Here is a 20,398-nt window from a genome sequence, read left to right on the forward strand (position 1 = left end):
TTACGGTTGATCGCGACGCGGGGTGCCCGGACCGCCGGGCTGAGATCACACCCGTCGAACCTGATCTAGTTCGCACTAGCGAAGGGACGTCAACGTTGACCGCCATGCCCGAAGCCGAGCCCCGCACCACCGAGTCGTTCTGCGACGCGGCCTGGGCGCGCACCGCCGCGCTGCTGGACGCCATCCACCGCCACCCGTTCAACACCGCCCTCGGCGACGGCACCCTGAGCCGCGACCGGTTCACGTTCTACCTGGTGCAGGACGGCCGCTACCTCGCCGCGTACGCGAAGACCCTGGCGACGGCCTCGGCGCGGGCCGGCGACCCCGCCGACGCGATGTTCTTCGCGCAGAGCGCGCACACGGCGCTGGCCGTCGAGCGCGCCCTGCACACCGGCTACCTCGACGGGTTCGGGATGGGCGCGGCGGACGTGGCGGCCGTCGCCACCTCGCCGACCTGCCTGGCGTACGCGTCGTACCTCCAGGCGACGGCACTCACCGCGCCCTTCCCGGTGCTGGTCGCCGCGGTGCTGCCGTGCTTCTGGGTCTACCAGGACGTGGGTACGGCCCTGCTGGAACGCACGGCCGGCCTGGACGGGCACCCGTACCGGGCGTGGATCTCCACCTACTCCGACCCGGCGTTCGCCGCCTCGGCGACGCAGGTGCGGGGGATCGCCGACCGGCTGGCCGCCACCGCCGACCCGGAGACGCGCCGGGCCATGACCGAGGCGTTCTGCCGGGCGACGGAGTACGAGTGGATGTTCTGGGACAGCGCCTGGCGGCTGGAGACCTGGCCCACCGGCCAGTGGCTCACGCCCGCGAGCTGACCGTCCCAGGGCATGACGGCGGCGGGGCGCGCCCGTCGGGGCGTCCCCCTCTCCGGCTCCCGGGGCGGGACGGCCCGCCTCAGGAGACGCCGCCTCAGGAGACCAAGGCGTCCAGCTCGTCCTCGGGCAGGCCCAGGTCGACCCGGATGCGGTAACGCGTGCGCAGCAACGCGTCGTGCTCCGGGTCGTCCTCGTCGCTGGCGAGCACGGCCTGGGTCACCCATTCGAGCCCGCTCCGCAGGTCGCCGTACGCGACGAGCGTCTCGGCGATCGTGTGGGACGTCGCCGTGGTGATGCCGCCCTCGGCGCGGATCGTCTCGATGACCTCCCTCGCCTCGTCGGGACGGTCGAGCTCGAAGAGCGTGTCGGCGATGCCGGCGCGCGGGTCGACGAGCGACTCACCGCCGTCCTCCACCGCGCGCTGGAAGCACTCCAGAGCCCGGGCGGGCTGCCCGGCCGCGCGCCATTCCTCGGCCGCCAGGACCAGGATCGACGCCCTGGAGACGTCGCCCGAGGAATAGCCGAGCGCGACGTCGTACAGCCGCCTGGCCAGGGAGCTGTGGTCGTCGGCCAGCAGGGCCTGCTCAAGCAGGCGATCAAGGTGCTCACGGGTCACATGCGCCACACCGCGAGACTACCGAGCCACTTGCCGGTTTGCCCCGGCAATGCACATCGCCGATCCGGCACGACTTTGGCAAGGTCATGTCAAAGGATGCCCGCTTCCGGCGTGTCTTCGCAGGCCGTAGGGCATATAGCCGTCGCGCGCACCGGCGAGCGGGAGGGGCTGCGATGGGCACGTCCAAGCAGATGACCTTCACACTCGCCTGTGCCGTCGCCTTTTCGGTCCTGGTTCCTGGTGCGGCCGGATACCTTTCCGGACGGCTGGAAGCGGTGGAATCGGCCGAGCGCCAACTCCACGCAATCGAGACGCGGCTGCGTTCCCGGGAGGCTCGCGAGGCCCGCCAGGCGTGGCCGGTGGCGTACCCGGCGCCCTGCAGCGTCCAGCCCCCCGAGATCCGGCAGCCCGGCCCCCGACAACCCGGCCCCCGACAACCCGGCGTCCGACAACCCGGTGTCCGGCAACCTGACGTCCGGCAGCCCGGCGAGGCGCCCGCCCCCGTCGGGCGGTCCCATGATCGGGAGGCGCGGCCGCCGGCGGTCCGCGAACGCGACGCCCGCCCGCCCGGCCCGCACGAGGCCCAGGCAGGCCCACCGGCACCCCAGGAGCAGGAACGCGGCGCCCGTCGCCTCAGCACCCCCGGCGAGCAGCGCGAGGCCCGCCCACCGGCCTCTCAGACCCGCCCACAGGCACCCCTGACCCGGGAGGGCGCCGCCCTGGGACGGGCGACCGGGGACGGCGGCACTGGCGCTCAGGCGCACCGGCCCGCCACCACCGACCCGTTCGGCTGGCTCCCCCAGCTCCTCGACCGCCTGCGCTGGGACCGCTGACCGCCCGCCACGCCCCAGGAGACACACAGCCGGCCCCCGGCGCCGAACCGGTCGCCTTGACCTCAACCGACCTTCAGGTTGAAGACTGGCCGCGACACTGTCTCACCACGAAGGTGCTTCCCATGCGCGCGATTCAGGTGGCCCAGTTCGGCGGCCCGGAGGTCCTGTCCCCCGTCGAGCTGCCCGACCCCGCTCCCGGCCCCGGTCAGGTCGTCGTCGGCATGGCCGCGGCGGACGTCATCTTCCTCGACACCCTGCTGCGCAAGGGCTGGGGCCAGGAGATCTTCCCGCGGACGCTGCCGTACGTGCCGGGCGGCGGCGGTGCGGGCGAGGTGCTGGAGACCGGGGAGGGCGTGGACCCGGCGTGGGTCGGCCGGCGGGTGGTCGCGCGGACCGGCACCGGCTACGCCGAACGCGTCGTCGCGGGCGTCGAGGAGATCACGCCGGTGCCGGACGGGCTGTCCATGGAGACGGCCGCGGCGCTCATCCACGACGGCGTGACCGCGCTCATGATGGACCGGCTGGGCGTACCGGAGAAGGGCGAATGGGTGCTGGTGTCGGCGGCGGCCGGTGGCGCCGGATCGCTGCTGGTGCAACTGGCCGTCGACGCGGGCGCCCGGGTGGTGGCCGCCGCGTCCAGCGACGTCAAGCTGGCCCTCACCCGCGAGCTGGGCGCGGAGGCCGTGGTCGACTACGCGCGTCCGGACTGGGTCGAGCGGGTGCGCGAGGCGACCGGCGGCGGCGCCGCGCTGGTCTACGACGGGGCGGGTGGCCCGCTCGGCACGGCCGCGCTGGGCGCCGTGTCCGACGGCGGCAGATTCGTCACGTACGGCACCGCGGAGGGCTTCGCCGCCCCCGACCCCGAGGAGGCCGCGCGCCGCGGCATCCGGGTGTTCACCCCGCTCCTCGACGGCCCGCCGAGCCAGGAGACCGCCAACGAGCTGATGGACCTGGCCCTGGAGCGGGCCGTGGAGGGCCGGCTCCGGCCGTCGATCGGCGCGACGTACCCGCTGGAGCGGGCGGCCGACGCCCACCGGGCGCTGGCCGCCCGCACCACGGTGGGCAAGTCGCTACTGCTGATCGGCGACCGGACCGCCATGTGACCCACCCCACAGGGAGGCGGGCTTGCAGCTCACATCGGTGTCACGTCCTACCGTTCACGGCATGACGACACACACACCCGTCTCCCTCTACGGCTTCCTGACCCCCAGGCCCGGGCACGCCGACGAGCTCCGTGAGCTCCTGCTCGGCCTCGTCGGGCCGTCCCGCGAGCACGCGGGCAGCCTGCAGTACCACCTGCACGAGCAGGAGGACGGCCGGTTCTTCCTCTACGAGGTCTGGCGTTCGCGGGAGGACCTCGACCGGCACAACGCGACCCCGCTGCTGCAAGCGTTCATGGCCGAGCTCCCGCGCCACATGGAGGGGGCTCCCGAGGCGTACTCCGGCGCCATGAGGAGCCCCTATCCGGCCGACGTGGCCTGACACGAGGCTGGACGCCCGCGTCAGGCCCTCTGCTTGGCCCAGGAGCGGAGCTGGCGGGACAGGAAGCCCCGGATGAGCTGCTTGGCCGCCGCGATGATCTCCTGCTCGCCGTGCGGGTCGTGCCGGAAGGCGAGCTTGAGCACCGCGTCGCCCGCCTCGACCGCCACCAGGACGGCGACGTCCAGCTCGTGGCTGTCGGCCAGGCCGAACTCCTGCAGCAGCAGGCCGCGCAGCCGCCCGGCGATCACCGTGTTGTTGTCGGAGTCGGAGTCGAGGAGGTTGAGGTCGACCACGTCGCCGAAGTGCAGGCTCTTGAAGCCCGGTACGGTCCGGTGCATGTCGACGTACTCGTCGATGATCGCATCGACGGCCTCCCACCAGCCGACGTAGTCCTCCTCCATGAACCTGCGGCCCACCCGGGAGACGAACAGCTCGACGTTGCGCCGGGTCAGTTCCTGGGTGATGGCCCGCTTGTCGGGGAAGAACTGGTAGACCGACCCGATCGCGACGCCGGCCCGGTCGGCGATGCGGGTGGTGGAGAGCGACTCGTAGCCGATCTCGTCGAGCAGCTCGGCGCAGGCGTCGAGCATCCGCTCGACCCGGCGTGCGCTGCGGCGCTGCGCGGGCCGCCGCCTCAACGGCTGCGGCTGAACGCACTGATCGTCCATCTGGGGTGACAGCACGCGTTCCATCATCCCCCGAAGAGCACGATCGTTATCTGCAATCAGCGGATTTCTCGTGACTCCTCCGCTCCTTGAAAGGAGCGGCTGCCACCTCTCACGTTCGGTAACGAGGCGACCACGATATCGGCCGGCACCCGCCAGGCACCGGCAAACCGAGAGGACGTCCAGCCGACCCCCTCGGAGATTCTCATGGCTCTGCGCCGGTCCGTCGGGGCCGGGGGCGGCCCAGGCGCAGGGCGGCCTTCGACAGCCGGGCCATCCCGCGCGTGGCGCCCGGCGACAGGCGCGACATCGCGTACCCCAGCTTGCCCTCCGCGTTGACCGGGACGACGGCCTGGTCGCGGTGGACGGCCCGGAGGATGTGCGCGGCGACGCGCTCCGGCGGGTAGCCGCGCCGCTCCAGCGCCGCCACCGACACCTCCCGCAGGTCGGCGCCCACGTACGTGGCGTGGCGGGCGATGCCGGTGGACACGAAACCGGGGCAGATCGCGCTGACGCCGATGCCCTGCCCGGCCACCTCGGCGCGCAGGCAGTCGCTGAGCATCTTCACGCCCGCCTTGGTCGTGGAGTACGCGGGCAGCAGCGCCGAGGGGGTGAAGGCGGCCAGCGAGGCGATGTTGACGATGTGGCCGCCTTCGCCGCGTTCGACCATCTGCGCCGCGAACAGCCGGCACCCGTGGATCACGCCCCACAGGTTCACGTCGATCATCCACCGCCAGTCCTCCACGGAGTGGTCCAGGAAGGCGCCGGCGACCAGCGTTCCGGCGTTGTTGACCACGATGTCCGGCACGCCGTACTCGGCCCGTACCCGATGGGCGAAGTCCTCCATGCGGGCGGCGTCGGCGACGTCCACCTGCTCGGCGTGGGCGGCGCAGCCGCCGAGATCCTTGACGATCCCCTCCACCGTGCGGACGGCCGCGGCCTCGTCGATGTCGGCGCAGACGACCTCGGCGCCGTGGGCGGCGAAGGCCCGCGCGGTGGCGCGGCCGATGCCGCTGCCCGCGCCGGTGACCACCACCAGCTTCCCCTCGAACGCCGTGCCGGGCTCCGGTGCCCGCCCCACGGACGAGCCGGGGGCCCGGCGCGCGCGGCGGAGCCCGGGTGACGCCTCGGCGCCGTCCACGTGGTCCGCGAACTCGGCGATCATCCTGGCGACCACGTCCGGCCGGCTGCGCTGCGCCCAGTGGCCCGCCACGACCCTGCGGTGCCAGAACCTCGGCGCCCACCGCCCGAGCGAGGCCAGCAGCGCCGGGGAGACGAACGGGTCACGGGTCGCCTCGATGAGCTGCACCGGCACGTCCACCACCGGGTCGCCCCGCTCGTCCGTGTGGCGGGGCCGCAGGCCGGCGCTCATGTTGAGGCGGTACATCCACAGCCCGTTGATCCCGTCGCGGGCCAGCGTGTCGGCGGGGTGGCCGGGGCGCGGCTCGATGCCCTCGCGCACCCGCATGCTGCGCTCCAGCATCGCCGGCATGAACGTCCGCCACGCCGTCTCAGGAAGGAGCGGGGCGTGGAAGACGCCGATGTACCAGGACCGCGCGCGCTGCCCCGCGACCTCACCGCGGCTGCCCTCGCGCATGAACCGGTGCGCCTGGGCCAGGCCGGGGCCGCCGAAGCTGGTGAGGGACGCCACCCGTTCGCGTATGCCGGGCCTGGTCACCGCGTCCCAGCACTGGAGCGAGCCCCAGTCGTGGCCGACGAGGTGGACGGCGGGCTTGCCGATCGCGTCGAGCACCGCCGACAGGTCGCCCGCCAGGTGGTCGAAGGTGTAGCCGGCGTGGTGGGCCGGCTCGGTGGAGCGGCCCGCGCCGCGCACGTCGTAGCGGACCACGTGGAAGCGGTCGCGCAGCAGCCCGGCCACCTCGTCCCAGACGCGGTGGGTGTCGGGATAGCCGTGGACGAGCAGGATCGTCGGGCGGGCCGGGTCGCCCTCCTCCGCGAGCCACAGCCGCACGTCACCGGACTCCACCCACCGCATCGCGGCCTCCTCCACGTCGCCGGTCCCGACGTAAGGGACTTCACCGGTGGCACGGCGGGCAAACGCCGGGACAGGGGAGCTCCGGGCGCGACAAGCCGGACAGGCGGCGGCGGGCGTCAGGGCTTGGTGGACAGGCCCGTGCAGGAGCGCAGCGCCCGCCAGTCGGCCACCGCCTGGGTCCGCGCGGAGCCGGTCATCGGCACGGGGACGCCGCCCTGGATGGTCGCCGGGGTCCACTGGTCCTTGAGCACCTTGCGGCCGTCGATGGTGAGGGTCAGCACTCCGGTGCGGCCGGTCGTGGCCGGGTTGGAGTTGTAGAAGACGAAGTTGCCCAGGCCGTAGCTGATGTACGAGTTGTCCAGGTAGCCCGCGCCGAGCAGGATGTGCGCGTGGCCGCCGACCACCACGTCCGCGCCCGCCTTGACCAGCTTGGGGGCCAGCGAGAGCTGCGCCGGGTTGGGGCACTTCTGCATCTCGGTGCCCCAGTGCAGGTGGACGATCACGGTGTCGGAGTTCTTGCGCGCCTGCCGCACGGCCCGCAGCAGGCGGTCCTCGTTCTTGGCCGAGGCGAGCCCGCCCTTGCTCGGCGTGGCCGTCCAGGAGGTGACGAACTCGGCGTCGAGCACCTGCGTGGCCCCGATGATCGACACGCGGTTGCCGTTGACCACCCTGCGGAACGGCCGGTACGCCTCGGTGTCGTTCGCCCCGATCCCCACCACGGGGAACTTCGACTTCTTGATGGCGGCCAGCGAGTCGGCCAGGCCGCTCTCCATGTAGTCCATGCCGTGGTTGTTGGCCATGGAGACCACGTCCACCCCGGCGGCCTTGAGCGCGGTGAAGGCGCTGGCGGGCGCGCGGAAGGTGAACTGCTTGCCCGGCGCCGGGGTGCCGCCCGTGGTGATGGCCGTCTCCAGGTTGACCATGGTCAGGTCGGCCTTGCGCAGCACGGACGCGATCGGCCCGAGCGCGGTGCCCGGGTTGTTGAGCCGGGGACGCAGCCCTCCCTCGAAGTGGACGTCACCGCCGAAGGAGATGGTGAACGGGCTGCGCTCGCGAGTCGGGGTGGGGTCGGCCGCCGCGGGCTTGTCCAGGGCCTTCTTGCGCTGGGCGGTCGGCTGGGGGTCGGGCTCCGACGCGGCGCACGCGGCGGAGGCGGTGAGGGCTGCGGCGACGGCCACGGCCGCGGCGGCACGACGGGGGAGTCTCATTTGTCGCCACTTCTGCTTGATCCTGACATTCAGCCAATGAGCATGCCATGGGCGACGGACCGGCGCGCGCCGGTCAGACGGAGAAGACGGGGGTCAGCGGGACACGAGCCGGGTCAGCGGGACATGAGCCGGACGACGGCCTCGCGGCTGACGTCGTCCACGGGGGTGTAGACGATCATCCGGGTCTCCGGGGCCGCCGAGGAGCTGAAGCTGGCCGTGCTGAAGCGGAGCCTGCCCATCTCGGCGTGCTTGAAGGTCTTCTCGCGCGGGCCCGGCTCGGCCACGTCCTGGCGTGCCCACAGGCGGGCGAACTCGGGGCTCTCGCGGCTGAGCCGGCGCACGAAGTCCTGCCAGCACGGGTCGTCGGCGTGGCGGGTGTAGGCGCCGCGGAAGACGGCCACCGCGCGGGCCAGCTCCTTGTCGCGGTTGACCAGCACGCAGGCCAGGGGGGTCACGCAGCTCTGCCAGAGGGTGTTGCGCTCGCCGTCGGGCGCGCTCACCACCTCGGGGAACAGCGCCGCGTAGGCGGAGTTCCAGGCGAGCACGTCGGAGCGGCTGTTGACCAGGCAGGCGGGCATCGGGCAGAGCTGGTCGAGGATGGCCTGGAGCTGCGGGGTGACGCGCGTGGTGTCGCCGTTCGGCACGTCCGTGGAGTGCCCGGCCAGCCGGTAGAGGTGCTGCCACTCGGCGTTGTCGAGCCGGAGCGTGCGGGCGATGGAGTCGAGCACCTGGGCGCTGGCGTTGATGGGACGGCCCTGCTCCAGCCACGTGTACCAGGTGACGCCGACGCCGGCGAGCTGCGCGACCTCCTCGCGCCGCAGGCCGGGCGTGCGCCTGCGCGGGCCGGGGGCGAGCCGCACCATCTCGGGCGTGATCCGCTCGCGCCGCGTGCGCAGGAACGCCGCGAGGTCGCTCCGCTTGGCTTCCTTGGTGTCCTTGGTGCCCGCCATCGTCATGTCTCCACTATGGGCCGTCGGTCAACGATGATCCAGGTGGTGCCAGTACCAGTATAAAGAGGCTCTCGTTACTGGTATCGGAATGCCCCCATCCTGGAATCATGACCCGAACAGCCGTTTCCCCCTCCACTCCGGCCGTACAGCAGCCGGAGCGGACCAGGGCCGGCGGCCTGCTCCTCACAGTCATCCTGGTGGGGCAGTTCCTGGCCATCCTCAACGTCAACATCGTCAACGTGGCCACCCCCACCATCCGGGCGGACCTGCACTCCTCCGGCGCGGGGCTGCAGATGATCGTGGCCGGTTACACCATTGTCTACGCCGTCCTGTTGATCACCGGCGCCAGGGTCGGCGACCTGTTCGGCTACCGCAACGCCTTCCTGAGCGGTCTTGCCCTGTTCGCCCTCACCACGCTCGGCTCGGGCCTGGCGCCCTCCACCGGGTGGCTGGTCGCCTTCCGGCTGGCCCAGGGCGCCGGCGCGGCGCTGATGATGCCGCAGGTGATGACGCTCATCCAGCGCAACTACCAGGGCGCGGCCCGGGGCCGGGCGCTCGGCCTGTGGTCGGCCGTGATCAGCGGCGGCATCGTGGTCGGCCAGGCGCTCGGCGGCGTCCTGCTCGGGCTGGGCGCGGGCTGGCGGATCGTGTTCCTCGTGATGGTGCCGATCGCCCTGCTGCTGCTGGTCGTGGGCATGAAGGTGCTGCCGCCCGACGCCGGCGGCGCCCGGCGCGCCGGTCTCGACCCGGCCGGCCTGGTGACCTTGTCGGCGGCCGTGCTGCTGTTCGTGGTGCCGCTCGTGCTGGGCCGGGACCTGGGCTGGCCGCTCTGGGGCTGGATCTCCATGGGCCTCAGCGTGGTGATGTTCGTGGTGTTCGTCCGGGTCGAGCGCTGGGTGACCGCGCGGGGCGGCCGGCCGCTGGTCGACGCCTCGGTGCTGCGGGCCCCGGGCATGCGGCCCGGGCTGGGCGTCCTGCTGTTCGGGCCGGCGACCTGGGGCGCGTTCCTGTTCACCTCGGCCCTGCACCTCCAGGGCGAGCTGCACCTGACGCCGCTGGCCTCCGGCATGATGCTCGTGCCGTGCGCCCTCGCGTTCGCGCTGGTCGGCCTGGGCTGGCCGCGCCTGCCCGCGCGGCTGCAGTGCCGGTTGGTGCCGTTCGGGTACGTGGTGGCCGCGCCGGCGTACGTCGGCCTCGGCCTCGCGGCGGCGGGCGGCCTGCCGTACGCGGCCATGAGCGCCCTCATCGGCGCCGGGCTCGGCGTGCAGGTGGCCGTCACGAACCTGGCGACCGAGCAGGTCGCCGACGAGTACGCGGCGGACGCCAGCGGCGCGCTGCTGACCGTCATGCAGCTCGGCCAGGTCATCGGGGTCTCGACGGTCGGGACGCTGTTCGTCTCGCTCCAGGGCCACGCCTCGGCCTCGATGTCCACGGCGGCCGCGCTCGCGGGCCTGGCCGTCCTGGCCGGGATCAGCTCCCTCTTCCTCGTACGACGCCGCGCCACGGCCCCCGTCGTGTCGTAACCGCCGGGACCCCTGGTCGCGTACGCGAAACGGCCCATGCCCCGCTCGACGGGGCACGGGCCGTTCGCGTGTCCGGGAACCTCAGCGGCGGGAGGCCCCGGCCCTACTCACCGGAGCCGTCGTTCACCTGCCAGCGCCGAGCGCCGTCAGGTCGAACTCGCCGCCGCGGACGCCCGCGGTGAAGGCGTCCCACTCCTCCGGCGTGAAGACCAGCACCGGACCGTCGTCGGTCTTGCTGTCCCGCAGCGCGACGTTGCCGTCGGCCAGCGGGGCGACCTCGACGCAGCCCGAGGAGCCCTGGCAGGAGCGGCTCTTGCGCCAGGGCAGTGTGGTGGTGTCGATGAACATCTTCTCCCCAGATGGGCGGAGAGGGCGCCTTTGCCCCCTCTTAGATCGTTGTGTCAAGGGCGCCACTGCATCGCCCTGCGCTGGATGAGCACGCGGGATTCGTCCTCGTCCAAGGCATGTGAGGCGATGTCGTCGTACGCCGTCTCGTATCCGGCCACTCGCCAGCGGTCCTCGACGAACTGCGCCGTGTACAGGTGTTCCAGGTACACGACGTCGTCGAGCCCCACCGGGCGGAGATGGATGAACGCCCCCGTGCCGATCGGGTGGAAGCCCTCCAGAGCGAGCACGCGGACGCTGACCTGCGGGAGCATGGACATCTCCAGGAGATGCTCCATCTGAGCCCGCATCACCGAGGGCTCGCCGTACCTGCGCATCAGGGCGGACTCGTCCAGGATGAAGCTCAGCATGGGCGGATCCGGCCGGTGCAGCACGGCCCGCTGCCGTTCCACACGCGCCTCGACCCGGCTGCGGACACCACCGTGTGTGATGCGGATGATGCCACGAGCCGCCTGGATGACCTCCCGGGCGTAGTCCTCAGTCTGAAGGAGGCCCGGCACCAACTGGGGTTCCCAGTTGCGCTCGCGTTCGGCCTCCGCCTCCAACCCGAGGAATCTTGTGTACTCCTCAGGCAGGACGTTTTGGTAATCCTCCCACCACCCTGGTTGGTCAGCGTCTCGCAACAGGCCGAAGAGTTCGTCAAGCTTCGCCTCGCCCGCGCGGTAGAGCTTGGCCATGGACTCGACGTCCTCGGCGCTGGGCATGGTCTTGGACGCTTCGATGCGGCTCACCTTGCTGGCCGACCAGCCGAGCTCCGCGGCCACCGCGGACCCGGTGAGCTTCTGGCGCTCGCGAAGGAAGCGAAGCTCCTGGCCGAGCCGGAGCCTGCGGACAGTCGGGCTGCCCTGGTGCGATGGCACCGTCCACTCTCCTCGTCGGGAAGGAAGGTGTAACCGGGTGTGTCGTTTGGAAACCGGAGATGGGTGGACCGTTCGCCCAATCTTACCTTGCAAGTTGCATTCGTCACCGCACAACATCCCGCCGTATCTGCGTGACATCCCCAGTACAGCGCGCTTCCGTGCAACTTGCACCGCAATTGATTCGGCAAGGTGCGAAGAAATCTAAATCTTCTCTTGCGCAAGCTCTTGCAAGCAAGGAATGCCGGGAGGACCATCAAGGCCAGGAGGGAGATCGAGCGTACGAGGAGGCCGGGATGACCACGACAAGCCCCGGCGCCGACTGCTCCCCCCGCACGATCACGCGCGGCCACGCGGGCCGCACCACCGGCAACGGCGCCGTCCCGGATCCGCAGATCTACGCCAGGGAGGCCGCTTGCCGAAAGGGTCCCGCAACCGTCTGAGAGAACGCCGCGCACGCAGCTCCGCCCGGCCGTCCGCCACGAGCGCCGCTCATCCGAGCACAGGTCAGGGGAGCACCGAAGAGCCGGACCCAGGCCGGGCACCGGTCGCCGCACATGGGCTGCCACCCTGCGACGACGCGGTCACCAGCCTGCGGTCCGGCTTGAGAAGCCACCTCGAGTAATGCCGCGAAAGGGGGTCTTCTATGTACCCACAAGGTACCAAGGGACTCAGCCGAATCAAGTCCCGGATCCGGGAACTCATCGCCTGGGCCGACCGCGAGATCTGCATGGAGCCGGACGAGTTCGCCTACCGGCGGGGCTGGACCGTGAACCGCGCCGGGTTCGGCTGCCGCGTCTACCGTGACCCGCGCTTCGACCAGCTCACGCGTCCCGCCAAGGTGGCCGAGGAGGTGTCGTGAGCATGCCGCGCAACCCCCGCAACCAGATCTACCCCGCCAACGAGGACCTGCCCGCCGCGGGCCGCGGCCGGCTCCCGGCCCGGCTCTGGCGCTGGCGCACCGAGCTGCTGCTGCTCGCGCTGCTCGGCCTGGTCGCGCTCACGCTGCCGGCCGCGGTGCGCGGCGGCCACTGGACCCCGTACGCCGTGCTGGCCGGGGCGGTCTCCGCGCCGGCCGTCACCCGGACGGGCCGCAACTGGGCGGTGGCGCACTTCTGGTGCGTCGTCTCCCGCCACCGCCTCCAGCGGACCTGTCTGGAGACGACCATGCACACCCGCTCCGGCCGGATTCCGCTGGTGCTGTGGATCACGCCGACGCGTACCGGCGAGAAGGCGCTGATCCTCACGAGGGCCGGCATCAGCGCCGCGGAGTTCGAGGCGTACGCGGAGGAGATCGCCGCGGCCTGCTGGGCGCGCGGCGCGAACGTCTACCGGCACCGCCGGTGGGCCCAGTTCGTGGTGGTCGAGGTCGTGCGGCGCGAGGAGCTGCCGGGCGCGCTGCCGCCCGGCCTGGAGCGCCTGTACGGCAGACGGGCCTGGGTCGCGCTCCGCGCCGACCTCGAGGAGCCGCCTGATCTCCTCCCTCGTCAACGGGCCCTGGCCGCCGCCTGACGCGGCGGAAGGTCCCATGAGCCCAGGGAGCGCCCACCGCGCCGGGCGTTCCCTGGCCGAAGCCCCGGAGATCGCGGGGGCTCCGGGGCTTCCCCGTCCGGTCGGCACGAGCCAAGATGAGTTCAGTCCACGAACCCAGGAGCGGCGATGACGACCGTCCACCGGACCTGTCCCCTGTGCGAGGCCGTGTGCGGCCTGACCCTGACGCTGGACGAGGGCGGGCACGTCACCCGCGTCCGCGGCGACCAGGACGACCCGTTCAGCCGGGGCTTCATCTGCCCCAAGGGCGCCAGCCTGGGCCGCCTGGACGAGGATCCCGACCGGCTGCGCCGGCCGCTGATCCGCGAGGGCGACCTGTGGCGCGAGGCCGGCTGGGACGAGGCGTTCGACCTGGTCAAGGCCAACCTCGACCGGGTCGTCGCGACGTACGGCCGGCAGGCGCTCGGCATCTATCTGGGCAATCCGAGCGTCCACAGCATGGCCGGGTCCCTCTACGGCGGGCCGCTCATCAAGGCCCTGGGCACCCGCAACGTCTTCACCGCGAGCACCGCCGACCAGATGCCGAAGCACGTGGCCAGCGGCCTGATGTTCGGCCACCCGCTGGCCATCCCCGTGCCCGACCTGGACCGCACCGACTTCCTGCTCATGCTGGGCGCCAACCCGCTGGAGTCCAACGGCTCGCTGTGCACCGCGCCCGACTTCCCCGGCCGGCTGAAGGCGCTGCGCGCGCGGGGCGGCCGGCTCGTGGTGGTCGACCCGCGCCGCACGCGTACGGCCGCGCTGGCCGACGAGCACGTGTTCGTCCGGCCCGGCACCGACGCCTACCTGCTGTTCGGCCTGGTCCACACGCTGTTCGCCGAGGACCTGACGCGGGTCGCCCAGCCGGTCGGCGGCCTGGACGAGGTGCGCGAGGCGGCCAAGCACTTCCCGCCCGAGGCGGTGGCCCGGCGCACGGGCGTGCCGGCCGACGTCGTCGTACGGCTGGCCAGGGAGCTGGCCGCGGCGCCCACCGCCGCGGTGTACGCCCGGATCGGCACCTGCACGACCGAGTTCGGCACGCTGGCCCAGTGGCTGGTGGACGTGCTCAACACGCTGACCGGCAACCTCGACCGGCCGGGCGGCGCCATGTTCGCCAAGGCGGCCACCGAGTCGCCCGGGCGGCGCCGGCCGTACACGGTGGGCCGGTGGCGCAGCCGGGTCCGCGGCCTGCCCGAGGCGAACGGCGAGCTGCCCGTGGCCACCCTTGCCGACGAGATCGAGACACCGGGCGAGGGTCAGATCCGGCTGATGGTGACCGTGGCCGGCAACCCGGTGCTGTCGGCCCCGCACGGCGACCGGCTCGACGCGGCCTTCGCCGGGCTCGACTTCATGGTGAGCGTCGACCCGTACCTCAACGAGACCACCCGGCACGCGCACGTCATCCTGCCGCCGCCGCGCGTGCTCCAGTCGGGCCACTACGACTTCGCGCTGCTCGGCCTGGCGGTGCGCAACTACGCCCGGTACTCGCCGCCGTCGCTGCCGCTGGACGGCCGGCCGTCGGAGGCGCTGATCCTGTCGCGGCTCGCCGGGATCGCCTCCGGCCTGGAGGGCGACCTGGACGAGTTCGTCATCGGCGGGATGCTGGCCAGGGCGGTGGAGACGCCGGGGTCCGGGGTGGAGGGCCGCGACGTGGCCGAGCTGCGGGCCGAGCTGGACGGCGAGACGGGCGCGGAGCGCCGGCTGGACCTGATGCTGCGGCTCGGCCCGTACGGGGTGTGGGCCGGCAAGGGCGACCTGTCGCTGCGCAAGCTGCTCGACCACCCCCACGGGCTGGACCTCGGGCCGCTGGAGCCCCGCCTGCCCGAGGTGCTCAGGACCGCGTCCGGCATGGTGGAGCTGGCCCCGCCGCAGCTCCTGGAGGACGTCGAGCGGCTGCGCGGCCGGCTGGAGGAGGAGCCGCCGGAGATCGTGCTGATCGGCCGCCGCCACCTGCGCTCGAACAACAGCTGGATGCACAACGTGGCGCCGCTGGTGGGCGGGAGCAACACCTGCACGCTGCAGATCAACCCGGCGGACGTGTCCCGGCTCGGGCTGGACGGCACGGCCGTGGTGCGCTCGGCCCGGGGCGAGCTCACGGTGCCGCTGGAGCCGACCGACACGATCATGCCGGGCGTGGTCTCGCTGCCGCACGGCTGGGGGCACGCGGGCAGCGCGCAGGCGGTGGCTGCCGAGCACGCCGGGGTGAGCGCGAACGTCCTCACGGACGAAACGGCGATTGATCTTCCTTCCGGAAATGCCGTGTTCAACGGGGTGCCGGTCACGATTTTGCCATCTGGGGTGATCACCGCACATTAAGGTGTCGCGCGTGACTATCGCACCAGAAGAGGACCGCCTGACCGCCCAGATCGCCTTCGCCGTCGAGATCGACAAGTTGAAGCGGGTCATCCGCCGCAACCTGCTGATGGACGGTTCGCGGCGGGAGAACGACGCCGAGCACTCCTGGTACGTAGGCATGCTGGCCCTCGTGTTCGCCGAGCACGCCCCACCGGGCGCCGACATCCAACGGGTGATCGCCATGCTCCTGGTGCACGACCTCGTGGAGATCGACGCGGGCGACACCTTCATCTACGACCCGGTGGCGGTGGCCGCGCAGGCCCAGGCCGAGCGGACCGCCGCCGAGCGGATCTTCGCGCTGCTGCCGGCCGACCAGGCGGCGTCGATGCGGGAGCTGTGGGAGGAGTTCGAGGCGCGGGAGACGCCCGAGGCGAGGTTCGCCAAGGCGCTGGACCGCTTCGCGCCGATCCTGGCCAACCACAACACCGAGGGCGGCACGTGGCCGCTGTTCCGGGTGACGGCGTCGCAGGTCAAGGAGAAGGTACGGCTCATCGAGGAGGGCTCGCCGTCGCTGGGCGCGTACGCCATGGAGCTGGTCGAGCTGTCCGTCGCGAGAGGTCACCTGTCCGAGTGATGCCCTCACCCCTGGGGTAGGGGACTTGTCGTGAAAGAGATAGTACGACCGAGACGTAGGCAGATGCGTGTTTTGGGGGGACCGCTGGACCTGGCCGACCGGCTCGAGAAGTCCAAGGCCATGGACAAGTCCATCCAGGGGCTGGCCAAGGCCGTGCGCGACAGGATCCGGCCGGGCCTGCTGCGGGACGTGCTCCACGGCGTCCCGCTGGGCAAACCCCTGCACCCGCCGATGACGATGGTGAGCCTGGGCTGCTGGACCTCGGCCGGCATACTCGACCTCACGACCATCGACCGCCGGGCCGCCCGGCTGCTGCTCGCCGTCGGCATCGGCAACGCGATCCCCACGGCCGCCGCCGGCCTGACCGACTGGTCCTCGCTGCACCGCGAGCAGCAGCGCGTCGGGTTCGTCCACATGCTGGCGAACGTGGCGGCCCTCGGCTTGTTCACCGCCTCCCTGGCGACCCGCATGGCCGGCCGCGAACGCGTCGGGCGCGTCCTGACGTGGACCGGGCTCGGCGTGGGCAGCCTCGGCGCCTACCTGGGCGGCCACATGGCCTACCGGCAGGCGGCCGGCGCCAACCACGCGCCGCAGGTGGCCCACCTGGTGCCGCTCGGCTGGCACGACCTGTGCCGGCTCAGCGACCTGCCCGACGGCCGGCCGGTCGCGCGCCGGCTCGGCTACATCCAGCTCTTCGTGCTGCGGCGGGGCGAGGCCGTCACCGTGCTCGCCGACCGCTGCCCCCACCTGGCGGGCCCGCTCCACCAGGGCCGGCTGGTCTCGGAGAACGGCGAGGTCTGCGTGGTCTGCCCCTGGCACGGCAGCACGTTCCGGCTGGAGGACGGCTCCGTCAGGCACGGCCCGGCCACGGCCCCCGCTCCGGCCTTCGAGGCGCGGGTGCGCAAGGACGGCACGATCCAGGTGAGACCGGGCTTGATCTGAACCTTGCTTGAGGTTCTACGGTCGTAGCCATGAGCGACATCCTTGTGACCGGTGCGACCGGCAACGTCGGCAAACACGTCGTCTCCCAGCTCGCGCAGGCCGGCATCCCGGTCCGCGCGCTGGTGCGCGACCCGTCCCGGGCCAGGCTCCCGGAGAACGTCCAGGTGGTGGCGGGCGACCTGACCGCCCCCGAGACGCTGGAGCCGGCGCTGCGCGACGTGGACGCCGTCTTCCTGGTCTGGCCCGGTTTCGCCGCCGAGACGGCCGAGCCCGTGGTGGAGGCGATCGCCAAGCACGCCCGCCGCGTGGTCTACCTGTCGGCGGACGTGCCCGGCGCCGGTGACGACGACGAGCCGTCGATCTTCCACCAGCGGATCGAACGGCTCATCAGGCGCACCGGCGTGAACTGGACGTTCCTGCGGCCCGGCGGCTTCGCCGTCAACACGCTCGGCTGGGCCGACCAGATCCGGCAGGGCGTGGTGCGCTGGCCGTTCGGGACGGCCTCCCGCTCGCTCATCCACGAGAAGGACATCGCGGCGGTCGCGACGCACGTGCTCACCTCCGGCGGCCACACCGGGGCGGCGTACGTGATCACCGGGCCGGAGCGGCTGACGCAGGCCGAGCAGGTGCGCGTCATCGGCGAGGTGGTCGGGCGGGAGGTGCGCTGGGAGGACATGCCGCCGGAGGAGGCGCGCGAGGTGCTGACCCGCGCGTGGGGCGACCCCGGCTTCGTGGAGTCGGCGCTGCGCGGGTGGGAGTCGTTCGTGACGGCGCCGGAGAAGGTCACCGACACGGTGGAGCGGCTGCTGGGCCGGCCGGCGCTGACGTTCCGCCAGTGGGCGGAGGACCACGCCGCCGACTTCCGCTGACCCTTCGTCGGCTTCCGCCGACCAAGCCGTCAGTCCTCGCCCTCGCCGTCCCCGGCGTAGCGCCGCGCGGAGTTCTCGTCGGCGGGGTGCTCCACCAGGGCGAGGATGCGGCTGGACATGAACCGCGCGGTCCGTACGGCCGTGCCGCCGCGGGTGACCTCGCTGACCTCGACCAGGCCCCGGCGCGTGGCCACCTCGACGCGGCGGCCCGCGCGGGTGGCGACCACTTCGTAGGTGCGCGGGGTTCCCCCCGCATCGATGACGATCTCCACCCGATCACCCTTCATGTACGGATTTATGCCCAAAAAGCGGGGAAATTACCCGTACACCAGTTTGACAATCGCGGCGATCCCCACCACCACGATGATCCCGCGCAGCACCGGAGCGGGGATCCGCCGCCCGACCCTGGCCCCCAGGAAACCGCCGGCCGTGGCGCCCAGCGCGACCGCCAGCACCGCCCACCAGTCGACGTGGGCGACGAAGAAGAACAGCACGGCCGCGGTGGCGTTGACGATCAGCGACAGCACGTTCTTGGCGGCGTTCACCCGCTGGATGCCGTCGTCGAGGAAGCTGCCGAGCAGGCCGATCAGCAGCACGCCCTGCGCCGCGCCGAAGTAGCCCCCGTACACGCCCGCGGCGAACACGCCCAGCCAGAGCGCGATCCCGCCGTGGGGGTGGGGATGCTCGCGGCGCGCCGCCAGCCAGCCGTTGAGCTTGGGCTGGACCACGACCAGCACGCACGCCAGCCCGATGAGCACCGGCACCACGACCTGGAACACGTCCGGGTCGAGGAACAGCAGCAGGATCCCGCCGATGAGCGAGCCGAGGCAGGAGGCCGGGGCCAGCCGCAGCAGCCGCTCGCGCTGGCCCTTGAGCTCCTCGCGGTAGCCGTAGGCGCCGGTGAAGGAGCCCGGCACCAGGCCGATGTTGTTGGACACGTTGGCGACGACCGGATCGACGCCCACGGCGACCAGGGTCGGGAAGGTGATCAGCGACCCGGATCCGACGACCGCGTTGATGGCTCCCGCCGCGACACCGGCCGCGCAGACCGCGACCCCTTCCCAGAACATCACCCGCCCGAGCCTAAAGGGCCCGCCCCCGCGCGAAGGCGCGGGGGGTGGCAGGTCCCGCGCTCAGAGCGCGCGGGGGGTGCCAGGCCCCGTGCTCAGCGGGCGCGGTCAGAAGGCGCGCGCGTACCAGCGGCCCCCCGCGCTGCGGTCGAGCGTCAGCGGCACACCGAACGTCTGCGACAGGTTGTCGGCCGTCATCACGTCGTCGAGCGCCCCCTGCGCCACCACCGAGCCGTTGCGCAGCAGCAGCCCGTGCGTGAACCCGGCCGGCACCTCCTCGACGTGGTGCGTGACCAGCGCCAGCGTGGGCGAGCGGTGGTCGTGGGCCAGCACCGACAGCCGGCGCACCAGGTCTTCGCGGCCGCCCAGGTCGAGGCCCGCGGCGGGCTCGTCGAGCAGCAGCATCTCCGGGTCGGGCATCAGCGCGCGGGCGATCTGCACCCGCTTGCGCTCGCCCTCCGACAGCGTGCCGAACCGGCGGCGGATCAGGTGCGCCGCCCCCAGCATGTCGATCAGCTCGACGGCCCGGGTCACGTCGTTGGAGTCGTACTCCTCCGTCCAGCGGCCCATGATCCCGTACGAGGCCGTGAGCACCAGGTCGATGACCTTCTCCTCCGGCGGGATGCGCTCGGCCAGCGCGGAGCTGGCCAGCCCGATCCGCGGCCGCAGATCGAAGACGTCGGTCTGGCCGAGCCGCTCGCCCAGCACCTCGACCACGCCCTCGGTCGGGAACAGGAGCGTGGCCGCCACCTGCAGCAACGTGGTCTTGCCCGCGCCGTTCGGCCCGATGACGACCCATCGTTCGTCCTCGTTGACCGTCCAGTCGATGCCGCGCAGCAGGGCCGCTCCGTCGCGCCTGACGACGACGTCCTGGAGCCGCAGCACCTGACCACCCATCCCCGGATCCCTCCTTTAGGAGAACGCTCGGGACAAACCTATTGCAGGGCGAGCGCATATCGTGGACCGGTGCACCCTGAATCGCCTGTCTGCCGGGTCATGGTCGCCTGGGGCAACGCCTGGCTCGCCGGTCACGTCGGCCTCGACGAGGTCGCCGACCGGGTCGAGAGCGCCGGCGGCCCCACCGTCGTGGGCGACGTCCCGCTGCGCCGGCACCTGGCCGACCTGCGCGGCGACGGGCTGAGCGAGTTCCGGCTGGCGCTGCCCGCGCCCGGCGACCCGCTCGGGCTGTCCGGTCCGCCCGAGTTCAACGCCGCGGCCGTCGAGGCCCGCCAGGCGGTCATCGCGGTGCTGTCCGAGCGGCGCCTCGGGCTGGTGCCCTTCGTCGACCGGCGCGGCTCGTCGTACGTGGGCGTGCGCATGTCGGCGCACGAGGCGGGGCCCGTACGGCACGACCTGCCGTCGGTGGCCGAGGCCGACCGGGAGCTGACCGACGCGATGCGCGACGCCACCGAGGCGCTCGCCGGGGTCGACGGCCCCGCGCCCGTCCGGCCCGACCGGCTGGGCGCCAGGGGAGGGGAGCTGGCGCCGGGCTACCCGGCGCGGGCGCACCGCGTCGCCGCGCTCGCGGCCAGGCTGGCCACGGTGGTGCAGCTCGCCGGGGAGCGCGGGCTCACCTCGGGGCAGGTCACCGCCCGCGACGCCGCCCTCCGCGACCTGGACCGCGCGATCCGGCGGGCGCTCGTGGCCTGCTGCCACGCCATCCTGGAGCCGTCCCCCGACCGGCCCTGACGCCGCTCGC

At 72.6% G+C, this 20,398-nt stretch carries 22 protein-coding genes and 1 riboswitch; of the genes, 12 read left to right on the forward strand and 10 right to left on the reverse strand.

Annotation, left to right across the window (positions count from 1 at the left end; genetic code table 11):
- Positions 1-8 precede the first annotated feature (8 nt).
- Positions 9-104, forward strand: a riboswitch (TPP riboswitch).
- Positions 105-824 carry a TenA family protein gene (locus HD595_RS14845; protein WP_253769398.1) on the forward strand — a complete coding sequence of 240 codons (720 nt, stop codon included), beginning with the start codon at positions 105-107 and terminating at the stop codon, positions 822-824. It abuts the riboswitch before it with no gap.
- A 94-nt stretch (positions 825-918) separates the two neighbouring features.
- Here the strand turns inward: HD595_RS14845 and HD595_RS14850 are convergent, their stop codons facing one another.
- Positions 919-1,449: a tetratricopeptide repeat protein gene (locus HD595_RS14850; RefSeq protein ID WP_253769400.1), complete on the reverse strand. Its 531-nt coding sequence runs from the start codon at positions 1,447-1,449 to the stop codon at positions 919-921.
- 946 nt (positions 1,450-2,395) lie between these two features.
- Between HD595_RS14850 and HD595_RS14855 the strand changes: the two genes are divergently transcribed.
- The gene (locus tag HD595_RS14855; protein ID WP_253769402.1) at positions 2,396-3,376 is read left to right on the forward strand and encodes a zinc-binding dehydrogenase; all 981 of its coding nucleotides are present in this window, start codon (positions 2,396-2,398) and stop codon (positions 3,374-3,376) included.
- A gap of 61 nt (positions 3,377-3,437) precedes the next feature.
- Positions 3,438-3,755 carry a putative quinol monooxygenase gene (locus tag HD595_RS14860; protein WP_253769404.1) on the forward strand — a complete coding sequence of 106 codons (318 nt, stop codon included), beginning with the start codon at positions 3,438-3,440 and terminating at the stop codon, positions 3,753-3,755.
- A gap of 20 nt (positions 3,756-3,775) precedes the next feature.
- Here HD595_RS14860 and HD595_RS14865 read toward each other — a convergent pair whose 3' ends face one another.
- The 4 genes from HD595_RS14865 to HD595_RS14880 all read right to left on the reverse strand — a co-directional run bounded on the left by HD595_RS14865 (position 3,776) and on the right by HD595_RS14880 (position 8,580).
- On the reverse strand, positions 3,776-4,423 hold the full coding sequence (locus tag HD595_RS14865; RefSeq protein WP_253781169.1) for a TetR/AcrR family transcriptional regulator: 648 nt from the start codon (positions 4,421-4,423) through the stop codon (positions 3,776-3,778).
- Between the two features lie 202 nt (positions 4,424-4,625).
- Positions 4,626-6,416: an SDR family oxidoreductase gene (locus HD595_RS14870; RefSeq protein ID WP_253769405.1), complete on the reverse strand. Its 1,791-nt coding sequence runs from the start codon at positions 6,414-6,416 to the stop codon at positions 4,626-4,628.
- Between the two features lie 116 nt (positions 6,417-6,532).
- Positions 6,533-7,624, reverse strand: coding sequence for a CapA family protein (locus HD595_RS14875; protein ID WP_253769407.1), 1,092 nt, complete (start codon positions 7,622-7,624; stop codon positions 6,533-6,535).
- A gap of 113 nt (positions 7,625-7,737) precedes the next feature.
- Positions 7,738-8,580 carry a helix-turn-helix transcriptional regulator gene (locus tag HD595_RS14880; RefSeq protein ID WP_253769409.1) on the reverse strand — a complete coding sequence of 281 codons (843 nt, stop codon included), beginning with the start codon at positions 8,578-8,580 and terminating at the stop codon, positions 7,738-7,740.
- 101 nt (positions 8,581-8,681) lie between these two features.
- Between HD595_RS14880 and HD595_RS14885 the strand changes: the two genes are divergently transcribed.
- The gene (locus HD595_RS14885; RefSeq protein ID WP_253769411.1) at positions 8,682-10,097 is read left to right on the forward strand and encodes an MFS transporter; all 1,416 of its coding nucleotides are present in this window, start codon (positions 8,682-8,684) and stop codon (positions 10,095-10,097) included.
- 123 nt (positions 10,098-10,220) lie between these two features.
- Here HD595_RS14885 and HD595_RS14890 read toward each other — a convergent pair whose 3' ends face one another.
- Complete coding sequence (locus HD595_RS14890; RefSeq protein ID WP_253769413.1) at positions 10,221-10,445, reverse strand: DUF397 domain-containing protein; 225 nt, start codon at positions 10,443-10,445, stop codon at positions 10,221-10,223.
- A 53-nt stretch (positions 10,446-10,498) separates the two neighbouring features.
- Positions 10,499-11,362 carry a helix-turn-helix domain-containing protein gene (locus tag HD595_RS14895; protein WP_308211146.1) on the reverse strand — a complete coding sequence of 288 codons (864 nt, stop codon included), beginning with the start codon at positions 11,360-11,362 and terminating at the stop codon, positions 10,499-10,501.
- Between the two features lie 293 nt (positions 11,363-11,655).
- Between HD595_RS14895 and HD595_RS14900 the strand changes: the two genes are divergently transcribed.
- From HD595_RS14900 to HD595_RS14930, 7 genes are all read left to right on the forward strand, one after another.
- A complete protein-coding gene (locus HD595_RS14900; RefSeq protein ID WP_253769418.1) occupies positions 11,656-11,802 on the forward strand; it encodes a hypothetical protein in 147 nt (48 codons plus the stop codon).
- A 203-nt stretch (positions 11,803-12,005) separates the two neighbouring features.
- The gene (locus HD595_RS14905) at positions 12,006-12,221 is read left to right on the forward strand and encodes a hypothetical protein (protein ID WP_253769420.1); all 216 of its coding nucleotides are present in this window, start codon (positions 12,006-12,008) and stop codon (positions 12,219-12,221) included.
- Positions 12,218-12,871, forward strand: coding sequence for a hypothetical protein (locus HD595_RS14910; protein WP_253769421.1), 654 nt, complete (start codon positions 12,218-12,220; stop codon positions 12,869-12,871). Before HD595_RS14905 ends, HD595_RS14910 begins: the two co-directional genes overlap by 4 nt.
- Positions 12,872-13,018: 147 nt before the next feature.
- Positions 13,019-15,205, forward strand: a complete 2,187-nt coding sequence (locus HD595_RS14915; protein WP_253769423.1) for a molybdopterin-dependent oxidoreductase — start codon at positions 13,019-13,021, stop codon at positions 15,203-15,205.
- Between the two features lies 1 nt (position 15,206).
- The gene (locus tag HD595_RS14920; protein WP_253769425.1) at positions 15,207-15,818 is read left to right on the forward strand and encodes an HD domain-containing protein; all 612 of its coding nucleotides are present in this window, start codon (positions 15,207-15,209) and stop codon (positions 15,816-15,818) included.
- Between the two features lie 63 nt (positions 15,819-15,881).
- Positions 15,882-16,760 (forward strand): Rieske (2Fe-2S) protein, encoded by an 879-nt coding sequence (locus tag HD595_RS14925; protein ID WP_253769427.1) that lies wholly within the window; start codon positions 15,882-15,884, stop codon positions 16,758-16,760.
- Between the two features lie 29 nt (positions 16,761-16,789).
- The gene (locus HD595_RS14930; RefSeq protein WP_253769429.1) at positions 16,790-17,629 is read left to right on the forward strand and encodes an NAD(P)H-binding protein; all 840 of its coding nucleotides are present in this window, start codon (positions 16,790-16,792) and stop codon (positions 17,627-17,629) included.
- 29 nt (positions 17,630-17,658) lie between these two features.
- On the opposite strand, the gene HD595_RS14935 is transcribed toward HD595_RS14930, so the two are convergent.
- The 3 genes from HD595_RS14935 to HD595_RS14945 form a co-directional block, all read right to left on the reverse strand.
- Positions 17,659-17,916, reverse strand: a complete 258-nt coding sequence (locus HD595_RS14935; RefSeq protein ID WP_175604263.1) for a hypothetical protein — start codon at positions 17,914-17,916, stop codon at positions 17,659-17,661.
- A gap of 30 nt (positions 17,917-17,946) precedes the next feature.
- Complete coding sequence (locus tag HD595_RS14940; protein WP_301310308.1) at positions 17,947-18,699, reverse strand: sulfite exporter TauE/SafE family protein; 753 nt, start codon at positions 18,697-18,699, stop codon at positions 17,947-17,949.
- Between the two features lie 108 nt (positions 18,700-18,807).
- Positions 18,808-19,596 (reverse strand): ABC transporter ATP-binding protein, encoded by a 789-nt coding sequence (locus HD595_RS14945; RefSeq protein WP_253769433.1) that lies wholly within the window; start codon positions 19,594-19,596, stop codon positions 18,808-18,810.
- 99 nt (positions 19,597-19,695) lie between these two features.
- On the opposite strand from HD595_RS14945, the gene HD595_RS14950 reads away from it, so the two are divergent.
- Positions 19,696-20,388: a hypothetical protein gene (locus HD595_RS14950; RefSeq protein WP_253781170.1), complete on the forward strand. Its 693-nt coding sequence runs from the start codon at positions 19,696-19,698 to the stop codon at positions 20,386-20,388.
- Positions 20,389-20,398: the final 10 nt, after the last annotated feature.

It is taken from the genome of Nonomuraea roseoviolacea subsp. carminata (assembly GCF_024172185.1).
GTDB classification, from domain to species: Bacteria; Actinomycetota; Actinomycetes; order Streptosporangiales; family Streptosporangiaceae; genus Nonomuraea; species Nonomuraea roseoviolacea.